The 17,279-nt window shown below is 41.1% G+C and carries 16 protein-coding genes; all 16 read right to left on the bottom strand.

Features of this window, described 5'->3' with window-relative positions:
- Positions 1-41: 41 nt before the first annotated feature.
- Positions 42-1,376 (bottom strand): UDP-glucose dehydrogenase family protein, encoded by a 1,335-nt coding sequence (locus tag IAE55_RS09670; RefSeq protein WP_200631878.1) that lies wholly within the window; start codon positions 1,374-1,376, stop codon positions 42-44.
- Between the two features lie 30 nt (positions 1,377-1,406).
- Entirely contained in the window at positions 1,407-2,501 is a 1,095-nt protein-coding gene (locus IAE55_RS09665; RefSeq protein WP_200631876.1) for a glycosyltransferase, read from the bottom strand.
- 10 nt (positions 2,502-2,511) lie between these two features.
- Positions 2,512-3,891: a sugar phosphate nucleotidyltransferase gene (locus IAE55_RS09660; RefSeq protein ID WP_200631874.1), complete on the bottom strand. Its 1,380-nt coding sequence runs from the start codon at positions 3,889-3,891 to the stop codon at positions 2,512-2,514.
- A gap of 39 nt (positions 3,892-3,930) precedes the next feature.
- A complete protein-coding gene (locus IAE55_RS09655; RefSeq protein WP_200631871.1) occupies positions 3,931-5,166 on the bottom strand; it encodes a glycosyltransferase family 4 protein in 1,236 nt (411 codons plus the stop codon).
- Complete coding sequence (locus IAE55_RS09650; RefSeq protein ID WP_105441687.1) at positions 5,163-5,756, bottom strand: WcaF family extracellular polysaccharide biosynthesis acetyltransferase; 594 nt, start codon at positions 5,754-5,756, stop codon at positions 5,163-5,165. The genes IAE55_RS09655 and IAE55_RS09650 overlap by 4 nt, the downstream gene beginning before the upstream one ends.
- The gene (locus tag IAE55_RS09645; RefSeq protein WP_200631869.1) at positions 5,746-6,936 is read right to left on the bottom strand and encodes a glycosyltransferase; all 1,191 of its coding nucleotides are present in this window, start codon (positions 6,934-6,936) and stop codon (positions 5,746-5,748) included. The genes IAE55_RS09650 and IAE55_RS09645 overlap by 11 nt, the downstream gene beginning before the upstream one ends.
- A gap of 11 nt (positions 6,937-6,947) precedes the next feature.
- Positions 6,948-8,081 (bottom strand): glycosyltransferase family 4 protein, encoded by a 1,134-nt coding sequence (locus IAE55_RS09640; RefSeq protein WP_200631867.1) that lies wholly within the window; start codon positions 8,079-8,081, stop codon positions 6,948-6,950.
- 17 nt (positions 8,082-8,098) lie between these two features.
- Positions 8,099-9,235 carry a glycosyltransferase family 4 protein gene (locus IAE55_RS09635; RefSeq protein ID WP_200631866.1) on the bottom strand — a complete coding sequence of 379 codons (1,137 nt, stop codon included), beginning with the start codon at positions 9,233-9,235 and terminating at the stop codon, positions 8,099-8,101.
- Between the two features lie 26 nt (positions 9,236-9,261).
- The gene (locus IAE55_RS09630; RefSeq protein WP_200631865.1) at positions 9,262-10,404 is read right to left on the bottom strand and encodes a glycosyltransferase; all 1,143 of its coding nucleotides are present in this window, start codon (positions 10,402-10,404) and stop codon (positions 9,262-9,264) included.
- A 58-nt stretch (positions 10,405-10,462) separates the two neighbouring features.
- A complete protein-coding gene (locus IAE55_RS09625; RefSeq protein WP_200631864.1) occupies positions 10,463-11,815 on the bottom strand; it encodes a lipopolysaccharide biosynthesis protein in 1,353 nt (450 codons plus the stop codon).
- A gap of 91 nt (positions 11,816-11,906) precedes the next feature.
- A complete protein-coding gene (gene gmd, locus IAE55_RS09620) occupies positions 11,907-12,899 on the bottom strand; it encodes a GDP-mannose 4,6-dehydratase (RefSeq protein WP_200631859.1) in 993 nt (330 codons plus the stop codon).
- A gap of 18 nt (positions 12,900-12,917) precedes the next feature.
- A complete protein-coding gene (fcl, locus tag IAE55_RS09615; protein ID WP_200631857.1) occupies positions 12,918-13,859 on the bottom strand; it encodes a GDP-L-fucose synthase in 942 nt (313 codons plus the stop codon).
- Between the two features lie 24 nt (positions 13,860-13,883).
- Positions 13,884-14,582, bottom strand: coding sequence for a sugar transferase (locus tag IAE55_RS09610; RefSeq protein ID WP_200632168.1), 699 nt, complete (start codon positions 14,580-14,582; stop codon positions 13,884-13,886).
- A 17-nt stretch (positions 14,583-14,599) separates the two neighbouring features.
- Positions 14,600-15,490 (bottom strand): UTP--glucose-1-phosphate uridylyltransferase GalU, encoded by an 891-nt coding sequence (gene galU / locus IAE55_RS09605; protein ID WP_076170786.1) that lies wholly within the window; start codon positions 15,488-15,490, stop codon positions 14,600-14,602.
- Between the two features lie 251 nt (positions 15,491-15,741).
- Positions 15,742-16,431 (bottom strand): CpsD/CapB family tyrosine-protein kinase, encoded by a 690-nt coding sequence (locus IAE55_RS09600; RefSeq protein ID WP_200631856.1) that lies wholly within the window; start codon positions 16,429-16,431, stop codon positions 15,742-15,744.
- Positions 16,412-17,164 carry a YveK family protein gene (locus IAE55_RS09595; RefSeq protein WP_076170381.1) on the bottom strand — a complete coding sequence of 251 codons (753 nt, stop codon included), beginning with the start codon at positions 17,162-17,164 and terminating at the stop codon, positions 16,412-16,414. Before IAE55_RS09595 ends, IAE55_RS09600 begins: the two co-directional genes overlap by 20 nt.
- Between the last annotated feature and the right edge of the window lie 115 nt (positions 17,165-17,279).

Raw genomic sequence — 17,279 nt, 5'->3', positions numbered from 1 at the left:
TTAATTTTTTTAGGCAGATATATCCCGAAAATCGTAACACCTTACAATAAAATCGGATTTGCTTCCTTAACGCCTTTATTTAGATTTGGTCTGCCTATAGAATAATAAATTAATTGGGTTTCTTTAATTTCATCTTCCATGTATATGTTTCGACCATCTATAAGATTTGGGTACCTTAACCATGACTGAATCAAATCAGGAGTTATATTCCGAAATTCATCCCATTCAGTGAGAATACAAAGTGCATCTGCGTTTTCAGCCGTTTCTTGTGCATTTCTGCAATACTCTACGGCCTTTAAATTATAGTATTTTATAAAGTTTCCCACTGCTATTGGGTCATAAGCTCTGACTTTAGCCCCCCTTTGCAAAAGGGCATTAATAATTTCAAAAGCAGGTGCGTCCCTCACATCGTCAGTTTCAGGTTTAAAAGAAAGGCCCCAAATAGCGATAGTCTTTTCCGACAAATCTCCTAATAAAGCTTCAAGCTTACGAATAATGTTAAATCGTTGTTCATGATTTACCTCTACAACTGATTTTAACAACTTAAAATCATAGTCCATCTGGCCAGCAATTTGTATCAATGCCTGTGTGTCTTTAGGAAAACATGAACCACCATAACCGATCCCTGCCTTTAAAAATGACGATCCGATACGTTTATCGTAGCCCATGCCCGATGCAACCTGAGTGATGTCAGCACCTACTTTTTCACAAATATTAGCTATTTCATTAATGAATGATATTTTCGTTGCCAGAAAAGCATTGGAAGCATACTTGATCATCTCAGCACTCCGAATATCAGTCACCAATATATTTTCAGATAGTGGAGAGTGTAGTTTAATTAATTTCTCTTTAGTATAATCGCTTGTAGCCCCTATAATTATTCTGTCCGGATGGAGCGTGTCTTGAACAGCGGTTCCTTCTCTTAAAAATTCCGGTACTGAGGCGATCTCGAATGGAAATTGTGAGTACTTAGAAATGATTTGTTTTATTTTCTCGTTGGTTCCGACTGGAACTGTACTTTTAGTAACAATAATTTTAAAATTGTTTAATGATTCGCCTATTTCTTTTGCAGCATCCTCAATATAAGATAAATTTGCCTGACCGTTAGGTAAAGAAGGTGTTCCCACTGCAATAATAATGATTTCTGATTTTTGGACCGCTTCAGCCAGATTTGTTGTGAAATTTAGGCGTCCCCGTTCTTTGTTTTTATGTATGAGTTCTCCTAGTCCTGGTTCATATATTGGAGAAATACCCTGCAGAAGCATTTCAACTTTATCTTCAAGTTTATCAACGCATACTACATCATTGCCAAGGTCAGAAAAGCATACACCGGATACCAAACCTACATAACCCGTCCCAATAACAGCTAATCTCATCCTATAATCTCCTCTCGTAAAACAGACCATTCATACATTCGAAATATTCTCAATATACCTGATAATTTTTTGTATATTGATATTATTTTCTATTTCTTGCTGCGGTTTGGGATTCATAGCTTTAAACAACGTTTCTAAATCTAGTTCTTGTAACTCCTCCCACATCGCTAGCATATATGAATGTCTGAAGCTAATCTCCTTAAGCGTATTCTGATCTTCGTTCATCAAGCCTCTGTTCAGTAATATTAAGGGCTTATTAAGAATAACCCCTTCTGCTACCGTCCCCCACCCCGGCTTCGATATGATAATATCCGCTACTGCAACATAATTTTGTGACTCAGTATAATTAGAGGGAATATGATGTATATTCTTCCCTTCAATTTTCAAGTTACTAGAAACGACAAATAAGCATGAATCTTCCTCCCACATCTTGAATTTATCTAGATGATCGGCTTGGATACTCATACCGAGAGCTACATATACAATTTTTGAGTGACTGTGTGGTTTCAATAAGTTTGTTAAACGATTTGTTTCTTCCTTAACAGGAGCCCGGCAAAAAAAACCTGATTTCATCAGACTTCCTCTTCCCCAATGGGGCTCTGCAGATCCAGATAAGTGGATAAAATAATCAATATGAGAATATACGTCGAATAAAGGTTGGAGATATCCGCGCTCTATAAACCCCATGTAGGCCGTATACCAAGTAAAATTAGATATAGCTATCGATTGAATTTTAGCTAACTTTGCTGCGCCAATAGGAACCGGAGAAATGTCTGTGACAATAAGATCTACCTTCTCCTTTAAAATAAAATCAGCTTCTCTTTGAATTTCTAACGGCATTGTCTTTATATAGTCCACATATTTAAATTTAAACATTTCCAGATCTGGCTCAACAGAACCTTGTTTAAGTATATAACCAAGATCTGAGGCACATTCCCGAAAGTAAATATTCCCAAGGCCAGCTGATCCAAGTAAAGAACGTTGTATAAAACCGATTGTTTTACCAGAGCAGACAATAATCCTGTAACGATGCGGAGCCTGAACCATTAAAGCTCTTATAATCGCAATACTTCGAGTCGCATGACCGTATCCGTAATCAGAAATGTAGTAGCAAATTGTCTTCAAGAGTACTCCCTTAAACCTTAATACAATGCGCTGCGATTTCGCCCCAACTTTGATAAAGCTCTATTAATTGGTTAGGATCCTGTTTAATTCCGCTCTGGACTACAATGATTTCAAGTTCAGTTAGAGCACGAATACTATGCAGTGTTTTCATAGGAATATGTAGAACATTACCAGCACTTACATCCATAAAGTTGCCGTTTTGGACGAATTCTCCTCTTCCTTTCACAATTGTCCATACCTCTTCACGACCGACTTGCATTCGATAGCTTAGGTTTTTGCCTTGTTGAATGCTTACCCTCTTAGTAATAACACAGCGGCCGTCTTCATAATATTGATCATCTAATATTCGAACCCATCCCCACTTTCTTTCCTCATACATTGGCCCCTGATCAAAATTAATGAAGTTTTTTATTTTAGGACTTGCACTTTTATCTGTTACTAGGATTCCGTCAGGGCTTACAGCGACCACAATATTTGATAAGCCCAGGATTGAGACTGGGATGTCAATTTCGTTTATAAGGTGAGTATTATCACAGTCATCACTTATAATACCTTTGCCAATCTGTCTGTTCTTCATTTCTTCTGTTAACGTATTCCATGTTCCAAGATCCTTCCAATATCCTTCGTACGGAAGAACAACAATATCTGTTGCTTTCTCCAATACTTCATAGTCAAAGCTGGTTTTTGGTATATCATGGTAGTTAGCTGACAGTTCACCATATTCGATAGGGAGCCCTTTACGTTTTAATAATTCTATAATGTACCCAAGTTTGAACGCAAAAACTCCACAGTTCCAAAGTGCATTTTTGGAGATCAGGTATTCAGCAACTTTCTCCGTTGGTTTCTCCATAAAACTGCTAACATGTAAATATTCAGGTTCATTTGGGCGTTGACTTTCTGAATCAGTTGGTATGATATAACCATACTTGGTTGATGGATAAGTCGGGTTTACACCGATTAATGCGATATCTGCATTAGAGTCAAACAGTACCGACTCCATATTTTTAATAGTGTCAAAAAAATGATTCTCAACATAAGGATCTACAGGTAAAACAGCGACTACTTCATCTAGCCCAACAGATGCTTGAGAATATAAATAGGATGCGGATAATGTAACCGCAGCAAAAGTATCCCTACGCTCAGGCTCAATGATAAGAGAAACATTGTCTCCTACTTGACTCAACATAATTTCGATTTGCGATTTGCTTGTAGCGATGTAACTATCATCTGCTAACCCGTTAGCTGTAATCTGCCCCCAAACCCGTTGAACCATGGAAATCAGCTCGTTATTCTCGTTCTCAAGCACCTTTAAAAATTGTTTGGACCTCGCATCATTGGATAACGGCCACAATCTTTTCCCAGACCCTCCCGAAAGCAAAATGATTTTCACTACTATTACCCTCCCTTTATTTCAGCAGTTATAAGATACTTAAATTGATAATAGAAGATTTCGATATTTATCCAACGATTGATCTTTTCTTAAATGCTGCTCTAAATACTTCCTTCCCCGTATTCCTTTATCTTTTAAAACATCACTATCAAGTGTATACATATTCATCAATTCCTTTGTTACATCTGAATAGTTTTGTGGTTCAACCACTACTCCACAGCCACTGTTTTCAATCAACAAGCAAGCTTCGCTACCTTTTTCCAGAACGCCTAAAACAGGTTTGCCTGCAGCCATCACACCGTAAATTTTGCTAGGGACAGAGACTCCTTTAATCCCCTTTTGATTGACAACCAAATGAATATCGGCCGCATTTAATGTATATTTAATTTCCGACTTTGGTTGAAATGGTAAAAAGAAAACATTCCCTTGCTTATTATTTTTTACATATGTCTCCATTTCTGATTTGACTGCTCCATCACCAATAAATACAAATATAATTTCATCTATACTGGATAGATCCTTCGTAATTTTTATTAAGTTTTCTAAGTCATAATAGAGCCCTAAATTTCCTGAATACATTACAATGAATTTATTTTCCCATCCATTATTCTTAATGAATTCATGTACTTTGGGATGATCCTTTGTTAAGGGTAGGATTTCCTGCTCATCTGTCCAATTGTTAATAACGGTACTCCTTGTAATTTCCTTATTGGCAAATCTTTTGTTTAGGGTTTCCTGCATATCATGACCTACAGTAATAATATGATCTGCATACTTGCAATTCATGGTATCCAGCCATTTCGCGGCACGATAAAGAAATTTATTTCTCATAAAACTAACGGCCTCTGCTTGTTCGGGGTTAAAATCTTGTATATTGTAAATATGTTTTGCGTGTTTAAAAAATTTTCCTATCGAGCCGATTACCCCCCCTAGAATAGGAGGTGTGGAGACTGTATAAAGAATCCGAATATTTTTTTGTTTCAGAAGTAAAAAGTTAGCATAAAAAAAATAAGCTGCCATATAACGCAACCTACTCCATTTGTTCCGTTTATTTTGTTTGGGCAGCCTGATTCTTAAAATATCAATATTCTCCAATTTATCTGCTAAAAACCTTGTTTTGGAATGTCCCTCTGTCGCAATATCTTCAGGTTGTGCCGCAATCACAATAATGTGAAAATCTTTTTGAATGTGAAGACAGAGTTCGGTTAACAGTTGCCCCGTTGATGCATAATCCGGATAAAAATAATTAATCACAAAAACAATCTTAGGTTTCATAGCCCAATCCCTTTCAATTGTCTCTTTTCTCGACTCTCATCAAATCTATATTTCTTAAATTGCGCAGGCGTACCCGCATGGATTTCATTTGCCGGCACATCACGAGTAACCGTACTTCTTGCGGCAACTACTGCCATAACACCGATAGTGATTCCCGGATTAATGAAAACGTCACTTGCTACCCAAGCCCCATCCTTAACGATTACGGGCTTAGTCATTAAACCGAATTTAGGGTCATGGATATCATGGGTTCCTGTGCAGAGATAGGAACGCTGTGATATAACGCAATGCTCCCCAATCTCAATACGATCCAAACTGTAAAATTCCACCTGATCACCAATCCATGAGTAATCACCGATGCTCACTTTCCATGGGTATGTAAATTTGGCCGAAGCCCTGATTTGAACACCTTTACCAATATGGGCACCGAATAAGCGCAGCAGAAAATTTCGCCATTTATACATCGGGTGAAGAGAAAAGCGAAAAAGACTTCCTTGAACAAGCCACCAAAGCAGCACATACCAACCGCTTCTCCCTCTGGAATATCCTTCTTGATGATACTGATCCAATCGAATTCGGTTACTGATCATGGACAATCGTGCTCCCATTAGAAATTGGTTTATTTTGCAGCAAGGTGTCATACACTTGGACCGTAGATTTAATGTAATGCTCTCTGGTAAAACTTCTCATCAAACGTTTTCTGCTGTTCATTCCAAGTTTATCTTTATTTTCTCTGCTGAAAATTTCCATGATCGCATCAGCAATTGCTTCTCCGTTCATTGCGGGGACCAGTTTCCCTATTTCGGTTGTGACCATCTCCGGGACTCCACCCACATCAGTAGCCACAATAGGCAGCGAAGCAGCCATAGCTTCCAAGATTACTGTAGGGAAGATGTCATAGACGGAGGGCAAAACAAAGAGATCCGCCTGCGACAATAATTCAGGAATGTCTCTGCGCAATCCCAGAAAGAAGACATTATCCAGTTCCAGTTCATCTGCCAAGCTCATTAATGACTCTTTGTAATGTAAGTCGGAATCAAAAGCAACATCTCCCACGATAATATATTTTAGCGATGGATCTGTTTTTTTTGTTAGATGAGCCGCCTTAAGCAGATACTCTATTCCTTTCATTGGCGATAAACGAGCAACCGTGATGATAATTTTATCCTTGTCTTTTAGATCAAGTTCCTTTTTTAAAGGATGAACCGTCTTGTTTTGAACCGCTAACTGTTCCACATGAATTCCGTTATAAATTTTGATCAGCTTACTAGAATGCTGCTTTCCCCACTTGAACATAGTCTTGCTCCGGTCACATAAAACAATGACTTTGTCATTAAAGCAATGATTCAAATAACCAACAAGTTTATAAGCGATCAGCGGTTTTCTAGGCAGCTCGTGAACGGTTTGCAAAGTAGGTATTCCCATCAGCTTACCGGCTATGTTGCCTCCAATCAGTTCCATCTTATGAGAATGAATTAAATCGATGTTGTACTTTGATGCGATCTGCCGGATAGAGCGAATACTTCGAAATAAATTAACGAAATTACGAGCGAAATACATCGGATCCGTCGGCTTGCCAAAAACAGCGAGAACACTGAACAACACAGTAGCTCCAGCAGCTTCATACTTTTCTACATAGGGACTGTGACCAGGAAGAACGACATATGGTTTATACTTGGTTTTATCCAGTCCCTGAACAAGTTGAAGAAGGACTGTATCAACGCCCCCGACATGGCTGGCATACGGTTGAATGTAAAGGATATTGATCATTTTCAAACACCTCATGAAATTGCTGTTTTGATTGCTTCAGAAACGGCCTTGGCATAGGAATGAGGATGTAATTTTCTCCATAATTGAAAACTCATTTTCCATTGCGAGCGTACGTAACCCTGATGGTCCATTAACCACCGGAATGCCTGTAACAGGTCATTAACATCCAATGGGTCAATAATCAGACCGTTCTGTTGGTTGATGATAATATCCTTAGTAGCACCAGCGTACTTGGATGCAAGCACAAAGGTGTTTGTAGCTAAGGCCTCATTCACAACAAGCCCCCATACTTCGATCAAAGAAGGAAATAATAAGCAGTCGCTTTGAATAAGGTAATCTGTCAATTCTTCTTTTTGTTTGTAGCCCTCAAAATGGATCTGACTTTGTAAACCATAGTTCTTGACCCTTTGGGCTAATTTTTGTTCATCAGGACCCGACCCGACAATCTTTAATTCCCAGGAGGAATCCCCAAGTAAATTCAATGCATCGATGATTTGCACTAATCCTTTTCGTTCAATTAACTGACCTATAAACAGTAACTTCAATTTATTCTGCTTTTTATAATCAGAATCTGCTCGATTTATATACTCCTTGTATTTGTTTCTAAAAAATCGAATATCAACCGTGTTGTAACCGACCACGATTTTTTCCTGTTCGACTCCATAATGCTTTAAGCAGTTGGCTGATTCCGTTCCGTACGTAATAAAAGCGTCCGCAGAATGAAAAAAAAGTTTCCTTGCCCGATTGACTAATCCATTATTGACTCTGCTGCTTTCCAGAGTGCTTCCCCACCAAACAATAAATTTCTTCCTGAACATTTTGCTATAATACAGTGCTGACCAGTAGCCTAAAGAGTCGTAACCTGAAGTAATAATAACGTCCGGATTTTCCTTTACAAGCCTAAAAAAAATGCCTGGATTAATATGCACCCCCATATCCAACCTCTGGATATAAGTGTGAATTCCAGGCAAACAAGTATAGTTATAATTAATTTCTTGGTGATTAATATTCCACTGCCGATTCTTTTCACGTTCTTCCAAATACCATACCTTTAATTCGATGTCATTATGTTCTTTTAATCTATTCAGTACAGGAATTCGATAAGGAGCAATTGTATTAGTAAGTAAAAGTGTTTTTATCATCATCGCTTACCTCATTAGAATCAAATTTTTTGGTGAAGGGTACTAATGAGCCTATCTCCATACTTTTCCCAAGTAAATTCTTTAGCTTTGTTAATAGCGTTTTGCTCCATTCGTTTAATTTTTGCCGGATTATCCATCAAATGCAATATCGCTTTTTCGAGAGCAGCGGTATCTCTTGGCGGAATTATGATGCCTTCTTCATTGTCTGATATTACACTTCCAGCATTAAATGTAACAATTTGAGGCAACCCACTTCCCAATGCCTCATAAGTTACAACAGCACTTCCTTCACATAGACTCGGAAAAACAAAAATATGAGAACTATTATATAATTCAACAAGCTTCCTTTGAGGGACGAAATCGATATGCTTATATAAATTAGAGTATTTATTTAAATAAGGAACAAAATCATTATCGATTCCACCGACAAGAACAAGCTCCAAGGGTGCTTCTGGACGTTTCTGCTTTATATTTTCTACAGCCTCTAATAAATATTTCAAGCCTTTCCTATGCCCTATTTGGCCTACAAATAATAGTCTTAAGCATTCATCTGACTTCATAATTTGCGTATCCCTCTTAAATAACTTTGAGTCATATCCATAGGGAACTAGAAGCAGTTTCTTTTCAGAAACTCCGTTATCTATCATAGATTGATAAACAAATTCGCTAGGAACTAGTATGTAGTCCGCCATGTCATATTCTTGTAATTTTCTCTTTACCATCAAGGGATGCAAATTGGCAGGGACTTTTCCAAATTCATCATTATAAATCTGAATCTCCGTTAAGACATGAGCGATTCTTTGCTCTAAAAATAGGGTGGATTTATGTTTTTTTAGTTTCTTCATTTGCATCAGGGAATAATTATTAAAGCCGATAATAAAATCCGCTTTTTTCAACTTAATGGATACCATACAATCGAATAAAATATCGGACAATAAATTATAGGGAATATACTGTCCTATCAATGGCATTTTACGCAATGCATAACCCACCATTAAAGGCAATGAAATACGAGTTATGTGCCGTTCTGGTATGGTTTGACTGTTCACCTTTTTACCAGTATAGAATGTTTTTAACATCCCACCTCTTTCTAACGACTCTGCTGTAAACGTAGCATGGAACTTAGATCCTACGGACACAATACCTTGTTTTAACATTTTGTTCACCCATAATTTTAAATTATTTATTCAATTACTCTGAAGAAAGATCGGTACTGGTGCCAAAAAAAATTCTCGGAGACCATTGATTTATATTGGTTTATTCCATTTTGATTGATCAAACGTCCTCCGCTCCCAAATTCATCGATATACTTTTGTAAGGTTTTTGCTAGATCATCGGTATCTTCAACTAAAAAAGTGTAGCCTAAATCAAACTTATCAATCGTATACCCTAGTTCACCTTGATTTGGACCAATAATAAACTTTCCCTTTGCAACTCCTTCTGTTAAGGGACCACTTTGGCCTGTGAATATTTTCCTATATGGCAACACAACAGCATCCGTCATTCCGAAATAATAAGAAACGTATTCATCTGGTACATATCCTAATTTTAGAATGGTATTGTTTTCTAAGAAGCTTCCATTAATTTGTTGCTCAATAAAATGTTGATCAAAATGTTCCTCTTTTCCAATAATCAATAAAGTAAAATTACGATTACTAACCTTCTTTAATGATTCAATTAACAAGTCGAGTCCTTTATCATAACGCAAGCCGCCAAAGGCCAAAAGAAAAGGCCTCTTTAAATTCTGGATGTTTATCTCCTCATATACTGTAGTTATATTTTTATTCCTTACGTCAACTGAATTATGGAGATTGGGGTAAGGAACAGAAAATATCCTGTTGCTTTTTGTTTTGGGGCCTAACAACTTTAAAACTTTTCCCTTCGTATAATCCCCATGAACAACAACTTTATCTAGAACCTTTCCCTTAATTAGTCCATATAACAGTATTTTCTTAATGGTCTTATTAGGATACCAGTGCAATGTCCCAGTTACCCTAAACCCAAAGAGGTAAATAATTGGCATGATCAGCATAACTAAAACAAGAATACTATCCAGATAAAGCAGATGAATATGTTTTACTTTCTGTCTTTTTGCGATCCATAACATTTGAAATAACAATTCTAAATCATGAATTAAATGATGTTTTCTTTTAGTCAAAATACTCTTGTATTTGATACCCTCATTATTTAATGAAGCCTGTAATTGAGAAGATGCCTTCGTTACAAATAAAACTTCTCTTTCTTTAGAAATCCCCTTAATAAGAGAAAGATCATAACTCGATCGATGACCACTACTTGTTGTATCAAAAAATAAAATTCTATCCATCTTTCCCTCTACTCCAAGAAATTAATTATTTCAATAAATTAGTTTTCTTATTGTTGCTTCATTGAGTTTTCACATGAAATTCCTTTACATTAGGTTCTTGTTCTGCATTAAGCTTATATATTTTTCTTTGAACAAGATATATTGAGAATACAACCAATGGAACAGACACCAATTTAGCCACTCCAGTTCCAATGTCCCCCATATGCGGAATTAGAAAATATAATAAGATCAAGGCCGATAGCGAGGTAGTTAGTGAAATTACCGTATTAATTTTTACGTATCCGGTACCATTCAAACAATAATAAGGAATAATTCCAAAAGCTCCAATCGAAGTTGACACAGCTAGCACTCGAAATAACATTACGTGTTGATTTGCAAACTCACTGCTGATCCAAATCGATAATATTGGATTTGCGAATATATAAGCTACAGAGAACGATAGGACAATGAATATAGATTTGTATAAAAAAGCTTTTGAATACACTTCACGAATTTTCGCTAAATTTCTACTTTCATAGAGTGAACTAAATTTGGGTAAAAGAAACGCTGCTGCTGCAGTTGGTATTTCATGAATCTTTACAACTAGTTGCATGCAAACCGAATAATATCCAAGAACAGCTGGGCCTAGCAAAAATCCTATAACAAGTTTATCTGCCTGGGCATTCAAGGCGCTAATAATCAGTTGAAACCAAGAATAAATTCCATAGCTAAAAATTTTTTTGAAAATAATCTTTTTAAACAAATAAGGTTTGAAAGAAAGGCTTGTATTTATTTTCTTAGCTATATAAATATTGGCAATAAGAAATAGTACAGTGAATATAAACATAGAAATAACGAGAATTCTAATATCTTTATAAAGCAGAGCCAATACCGTGAAGGTTATCGAAGTAATCAAATTGAATGCGATATTAACTTTACTATTAATATCATAGCGTTGTTTTGCCATGTATGAACCTGACACAACACTATTAACAATTCTTATACCTACGATACCGCCAACTAAAAAAGTAACTGACATGATCTCCTTGGTCCCTGTGCTTCCAAAAAAAAGCGGAAATAGATAACCTCCAAACAGGAAAGTCAATAAATTAATGGTTATTGCAAGAATAACTGAACATGTTATGGATACTGAAAACAACTGGTTAAACATTACATTGTTTGCTGTTGCCTCGTATTCCGATCCAATCTTTATGAATGCATTTCCTAATCCGAAGTTAGACACTCCCAATACATTGATTAGTGAGTTAATTAGAACCCAGATACCATAATTCGAGCTTCCCAAATTGGATAACAACATTGGAGTGGATATAACTAATATCATTGGAGTAATAACATAAGATAAGACGCTATAGAGCACATTTTTACTATCACTGTTTTTAGTAAAAGAGACTACCTTTGTTTTTAGCTTCATTAAAGATGCTCCACTCTATTAGGAAGATATTCTGAAGCAATTAAATAAAGCAGGACTGGAAACAGCCCCGCTTATTTATAATGACTTATTTTTAAATAGGAAGCACAGATTCCCTATAATTTGTCTGTGCCTGAACTCTCCTCAAATCCTCATCAACCATCATCTGAATCAACTGTTTAAAGCCTACTTCCAGTTGCCAACCCAGCTTTTCCTTGGCCTTCGAACAATCGCCCAGCAATAGATCCACTTCTGCGGGACGCACAAATTCGGGATCAATCACAACGTAATCTCTGTAATCCAAACCAACGTAAGAGAAAGCTACTTCGAGAAGTTCCTTAACGCTGTGCATTTCACCTGTGGAAATAACATAGTCATCCGGCTCGTCTTGCTGCAGCATCAGCCACATGGCCTTCACATAATCCCCGGCAAATCCCCAGTCCCGAAGCGAATCCAGATTCCCCATTCTCAGTTCGTGCTCCAGACCGAGCTTAATTCTGGCAACGCCGTCCGTTACTTTTCTGGTCACAAACTCAAGCCCGCGCCGCGGAGACTCGTGATTAAATAGGATTCCAGAACAAGCAAACATGTTAAAACTTTCGCGATAGTTGACCGTGATCCAATGTCCATATACTTTCGCAACGCCGTAGGGGCTGCGCGGATAGAATGGAGTTGTTTCCTTTTGCGGCGTTTCGACGACCTTTCCAAACATCTCGGAGCTGGAAGCCTGGTAGACTTTAGCCTGCGGCTTTATAATGCGCACGGCTTCCAACATGTTGGTTACCGAAATCGCAGTCATTTGTCCCGTTGCCAAAGGCTGGGGCCAGGATGCGGCAACAAACGATTGGGCGGCGAGGTTATACACCTCGTCAGGATCGGATAAGCGTACCGCTTCAATCAAGGAAGCCAAATCCGTCAAGTCCCCGGAAATCCATTTAATCTGGTCTTTGATGTGTTGAATATTTTCGTAGTTTGGCGTGCTCGTCCGTCTCCGCAGTCCAAACACTTCATACCCTTTTGCCAACAATAACTCCGCCAAATAGGAACCGTCTTGTCCTGTAACCCCTGTAATCAGCGCTCTTTTCATATTATCCTCCGATATTTTCTATACTTGTTTGATTAAAAGGTCGTCCCGGTAAGCCTTATAAACCGATTCCAGACCTTCCTTAAGTGTAACTTTGGCTTTCCAGCCGAGCTTGTTGATTTTCGTAACGTCTACCAGTTTTCTGGGGGTACCATCCGGCACAGTCGAATTGAACACAATCTCCCCTTCATAACCAACCACCGACTGGATGAGCTCCGCCAGTTCCCTGATTGAAATATCCTGGCCAACGCCGACGTTAATAATGTCGCTGTCATCATACTGATCCATAAGGAACAAACAGGCTTCAGCTAAATCATCCGAATGGAGGAACTCCCGTCTGGGGTTTCCAGTCCCCCATACCTCGACCGAGCTGAGATTGTTTTGCTTCGCCTCATGGAATTTGCGGATTAACGCCGGCAGAACATGGGACGTTTGTAAGTCAAAATTATCGTTGGGGCCGTACATATTCGTCGGCATCACCGATATGTAATTCGTTCCGTATTGGCGGTTGTACGACTGGCACATGTTGATGCCTGCAATTTTGGCAATAGCATAAGGCTGATTGGTTGGTTCAAGTTCACCGGTAAGCAAGTATTCTTCCTTTAGCGGTTGCGGGGCAAACTTCGGATAGATACAGGTGGAACCAAGGAATAACAGCTTCTTCACTTGGTTTTGGTACGCAGCGTCAATGACATTCGTTTGGATGAGTAAATTGTCCCTGATGAAATCCGCCGGGTAATCATTGTTCGCCGTAATCCCCCCAACCTTGGCAGCCGCTAAAAAAACGTATTCGATCTGTTCCTGTCCAAAAAAACGATCGACCTCGGCCTTATTTCTCAAGTCCAGTTCTGTGCTTGTACGGGTGATTAAATGGTGGAACCCCCGCTGTTGGAGGGCCCGCAGAATCGCAGACCCCACTAATCCTCGATGTCCAGCCACATAAATTCTCGAATTCAAATCCATAAACCATCAGCTCCTGCCCGATCTTTAATAAGCATTCTTCGAACCTGCAAACATCCTGATCGTCATAAAAATAATCTTCCAATCCATCATCACGCCGCGCTGCTCGATATACCGCAAATCCAGCTCCACCATCTCACTGAAGCTCAGCTCGTTTCGCCCGCTCACCTGCCAGAGGCCGGTGCATCCCGGGATGACCCTCAGGCGCAGCTTATCGTAGCTGCTGTATTCCGCGACCTCCCGTGGAAGGGCCGGCCGGGGGCCGACGAGGGACATATCTCCGCGAACGACGTTCCAGAGCTGCGGCAGCTCGTCAATGCTCGTTTTGCGGATGACGGCGCCCACCCGGGTGATGCGCGGGTCCTTTTTCATTTTGAACATGGCGCCGCTGATTTCGTTTTGCTCCAGAAGTCCATTCAGCAGCTGTTCGGCATTGGATACCATGGAACGGAACTTGTACATCCGGAACGGCTTTTCGTCTTTACCGATACGGGTTTGTCCAAAAAAAACGGACCCTTTCGGGTCCTCCAGTTTAATCAGTATAGCGACGATCAGAAACAGCGGTGAGAGCACGACAAGGCCGATCAGCGCAAGGACGATATCCGTCGCTCTTTTAAACGCTTGATAGATGACCCGGGGATTGTCGTTCTCCAGAACATATGGCGAGTACGCCGGCGTACCCTCGAATGCGACATCCGACTCGTTTCTTTGCGGTGTGGGAGAGATCACCACCTATCACCTCACTAGCGATTTATTTTGCCGAGCTGTTCCCGCTCGAGAATATGCTCCATCCCCTGCAGCAGCGGGGTGCGCAGTTCCTCATACTGCAGTGCAAAATCCAGTGTCGTCATGATGAAGCCCAGCTTCTCGCCGACATCGTAACGCGTACCTTCGAAATCGTAAGCATAAACGCCTTGGCTCTCGTTCAGCTTCTGAATGGCGTCAGTCAGCTGAATTTCCCCGCCGGCTCCTTCTTCCTGCAGCTCCAGGTAGCTGAAAATTTCCGGCGTCAGAACATACCTGCCCATAATGGCCAGGTTCGACGGAGCCTGTCCTGCCGGCGGTTTCTCCACAAAATAGCTCACTTCGTGTAAACGTCCGAACTTCTCCAAGGGCGCAACCACCCCATACCGGTGCGTCTGCTCGCTCGGAACGGTCTGCACGCCGATGACGGACTTCTCAACTTGCTCGTACTGCTCCACCAACTGGCGGATGCAGGGCACCTCGGACTGTACGATGTCATCCCCAAGCAGCACTGCAAAGGGCTCATTGCCAATAAAGTTGCGGGCGCACCACACGGCATGCCCCAGCCCTTTGGCTTCCTTCTGGCGTATGTAGTGAATCTCCACGTTGGAGGACCGGCGGACTTCGTCCAAAAGGTCAAACTTCCCTTTGCTGAACAGATTGTTCTCCAGCTCAAACGCATGATCGAAATGGTCCTCGATGGAGCGCTTGCCTTTGCCGGTCACGATAATAATGTCCTCAATTCCGGACGCCACCGCTTCTTCTACGATGTACTGAATCGTCGGCTTGTCGACGATCGGCAGCATTTCCTTCGGCATCGCTTTGGTCGCGGGTAAGAACCGGGTTCCAAGCCCCGCTGCGGGAATAATCGCTTTTTTCACTTTCCTCATCTCATTCACTACCCATCTTTTATATTTTTCTTTGTACCCCAGATGCATGCTGTGTATGTAGAAAATCTAGCTATATGCTCTTCGCAAACAGGGAAAAGACCATAGCTCCATTTTCTAAAAACAGGGCATTCAACCCGTCCTCACATCACACCCTCGACAATGAATGTCTAAGGTCCATAGGACCCACAGCGTGACCGAGTGCCTCCAGTGATAAAGGTGCAGTAGGCATTACCTTCTTGAAAAACATGTCTTTATTGAGCCTGCATACCGTAATGGTCCGCAGCAAAGGCCTGCTGGTCGCGGCTGCTTCGGTTAAGCACCAGCCCCAGCATGTTGGCCTTCACATGATCCAGCTGTTCCTTGGCCGCCCTCAGGTGGCTCCGTTTGACCTTGCCCGCGGCAACCACCATGATGACACCGTCGCATAACGCACTCGTAATGACACCGTCCGACACCGCAAGCACCGGCGGCGTATCGATGAGGATAACGTCGTACTCCTGCCGAAGCTGCATCAGCATGTCCCGCATGGAGGCTGAGTCCATCAGCTCTGCCGGGTTTGCCGGCACGGGCCCGGCCGTCAGCAGGGATAAATGGTTGATGCCCGTCTCCTGAACGGCCTGCTGCACCAGCACGTCCCCGGCCAGTACCGTACTCAGCCCGTGCCGGTTGGAAAGGGAGTAGATGTCATGCAGCGCCGGCTTACGCATATCCGCGTCAATCAGTAGCACCTTCCGGCCTTCCATCGCGTAGGTCACCGCCAAATTGCTGACCGTTGTCGTTTTGCCTTCGGAAGAACGCGTCGATGTGACCATGATGACCTGATGCGCCGCGTCTTTGGGGGAAAAATGAATTTTGGTCCGGAGGAGCCGGTATGCCTCGGATACCCGGGAGGTTGGATTCCCGGATACGACCAGGGCTTCTTTATTGATTGAGCGTCGCATACTTGCCTTCACCTACTTTTTGATTTGGTATACTTGTGCCGCTTCGGGTTTTCAAATCCGCCCGGTTCATTTCGCTGATGACTGCAAGCACCGGCATGTCCAAAATTTCCGCAGCCTCGGCCTCCGTTCTCACCGTATCGTCCAGATAGTCAAGCAGGAAAACCAGTCCGATGGCGAGCATCAGGGAAACGACAAAGCTGATCAGCATGTTCATGACCGGATTAATGTTGATCGGTCCAGGGGAGGCCTTGGTGTCGGCTTCGCTAAGAATCGTAATGTTGTCCACGTTCATAATGCGGGGAATCTGCTCCTTAAACACCATAGAGACGGCATTAACGATTTTGGCCGCCCGGGTATAGGACGGATCCTGATACACCAGGTTCATGACCTGTGAATCATTGGCTGAAGTGACCGAGATCATCGCTGCAAGTTCACCGGGCGATGCTTTCAGATCGGGATATTTTTGCACGACTTTGTTCATAATGGCGGACGACTTGATAATTTCTTTATAGGAGTTAATGAGGAAAATGCTGGTCTGAATCGTTCCGGCATTCAAGCTGGCCCCGCCGTCCGCGGAGGCGGATTGGTTAACGATCAGTTTGGCGTTGGCCTCATAGACCGGCGTCGTGAGGTAGAGGCTTTTGACTCCGGTAGCCGCAACGGCAATAACGACAATCGCCGCGATTAACCACCACTTTTTTACAATGATTCGAAAATACTGTTTAAGCTCCATAAACACGCTACCCCCGCTAATCATTTTTCAACTGCAGTTGTGGGTCACACCTTACCGATACAGTATGTATTATTCATCCTACACTTTAAGATACAAAATGTATCATGTCAAGCAA

It is taken from the genome of Paenibacillus sp. S28, from assembly GCF_016624415.1.
GTDB lineage: Bacteria > Bacillota > Bacilli > Paenibacillales > Paenibacillaceae > Paenibacillus_AQ > Paenibacillus_AQ favisporus.
The sequence above is the reverse complement of the archived record's forward strand: the minus strand, read 5'-3'. Positions and strand labels throughout refer to the sequence as shown.

Coding starts and splice junctions, on each gene's coding strand:
- galU (WP_076170786.1), bottom strand. CDS start 15,490: ATGAGGAAAGTGAAAAAAGCGATTATTCCCGCAGCGGGGCTTGGAACC.
- IAE55_RS09640 (WP_200631867.1), bottom strand. CDS start 8,081: ATGATGATAAAAACACTTTTACTTACTAATACAATTGCTCCTTATCGA.
- IAE55_RS09645 (WP_200631869.1), bottom strand. CDS start 6,936: ATGATCAATATCCTTTACATTCAACCGTATGCCAGCCATGTCGGGGGC.
- IAE55_RS09625 (WP_200631864.1), bottom strand. CDS start 11,815: ATGAAGCTAAAAACAAAGGTAGTCTCTTTTACTAAAAACAGTGATAGT.
- IAE55_RS09670 (WP_200631878.1), bottom strand. CDS start 1,376: ATGAGATTAGCTGTTATTGGGACGGGTTATGTAGGTTTGGTATCCGGT.
- IAE55_RS09650 (WP_105441687.1), bottom strand. CDS start 5,756: ATGATCAGTAACCGAATTCGATTGGATCAGTATCATCAAGAAGGATAT.
- gmd (WP_200631859.1), bottom strand. CDS start 12,899: ATGAAAAGAGCGCTGATTACAGGGGTTACAGGACAAGACGGTTCCTAT.
- IAE55_RS09600 (WP_200631856.1), bottom strand. CDS start 16,431: ATGCGACGCTCAATCAATAAAGAAGCCCTGGTCGTATCCGGGAATCCA.
- IAE55_RS09630 (WP_200631865.1), bottom strand. CDS start 10,404: ATGGATAGAATTTTATTTTTTGATACAACAAGTAGTGGTCATCGATCG.
- IAE55_RS09635 (WP_200631866.1), bottom strand. CDS start 9,235: ATGTTAAAACAAGGTATTGTGTCCGTAGGATCTAAGTTCCATGCTACG.
- IAE55_RS09595 (WP_076170381.1), bottom strand. CDS start 17,164: ATGGAGCTTAAACAGTATTTTCGAATCATTGTAAAAAAGTGGTGGTTA.
- fcl (WP_200631857.1), bottom strand. CDS start 13,859: ATGGATTTGAATTCGAGAATTTATGTGGCTGGACATCGAGGATTAGTG.
- IAE55_RS09655 (WP_200631871.1), bottom strand. CDS start 5,166: ATGAAACCTAAGATTGTTTTTGTGATTAATTATTTTTATCCGGATTAT.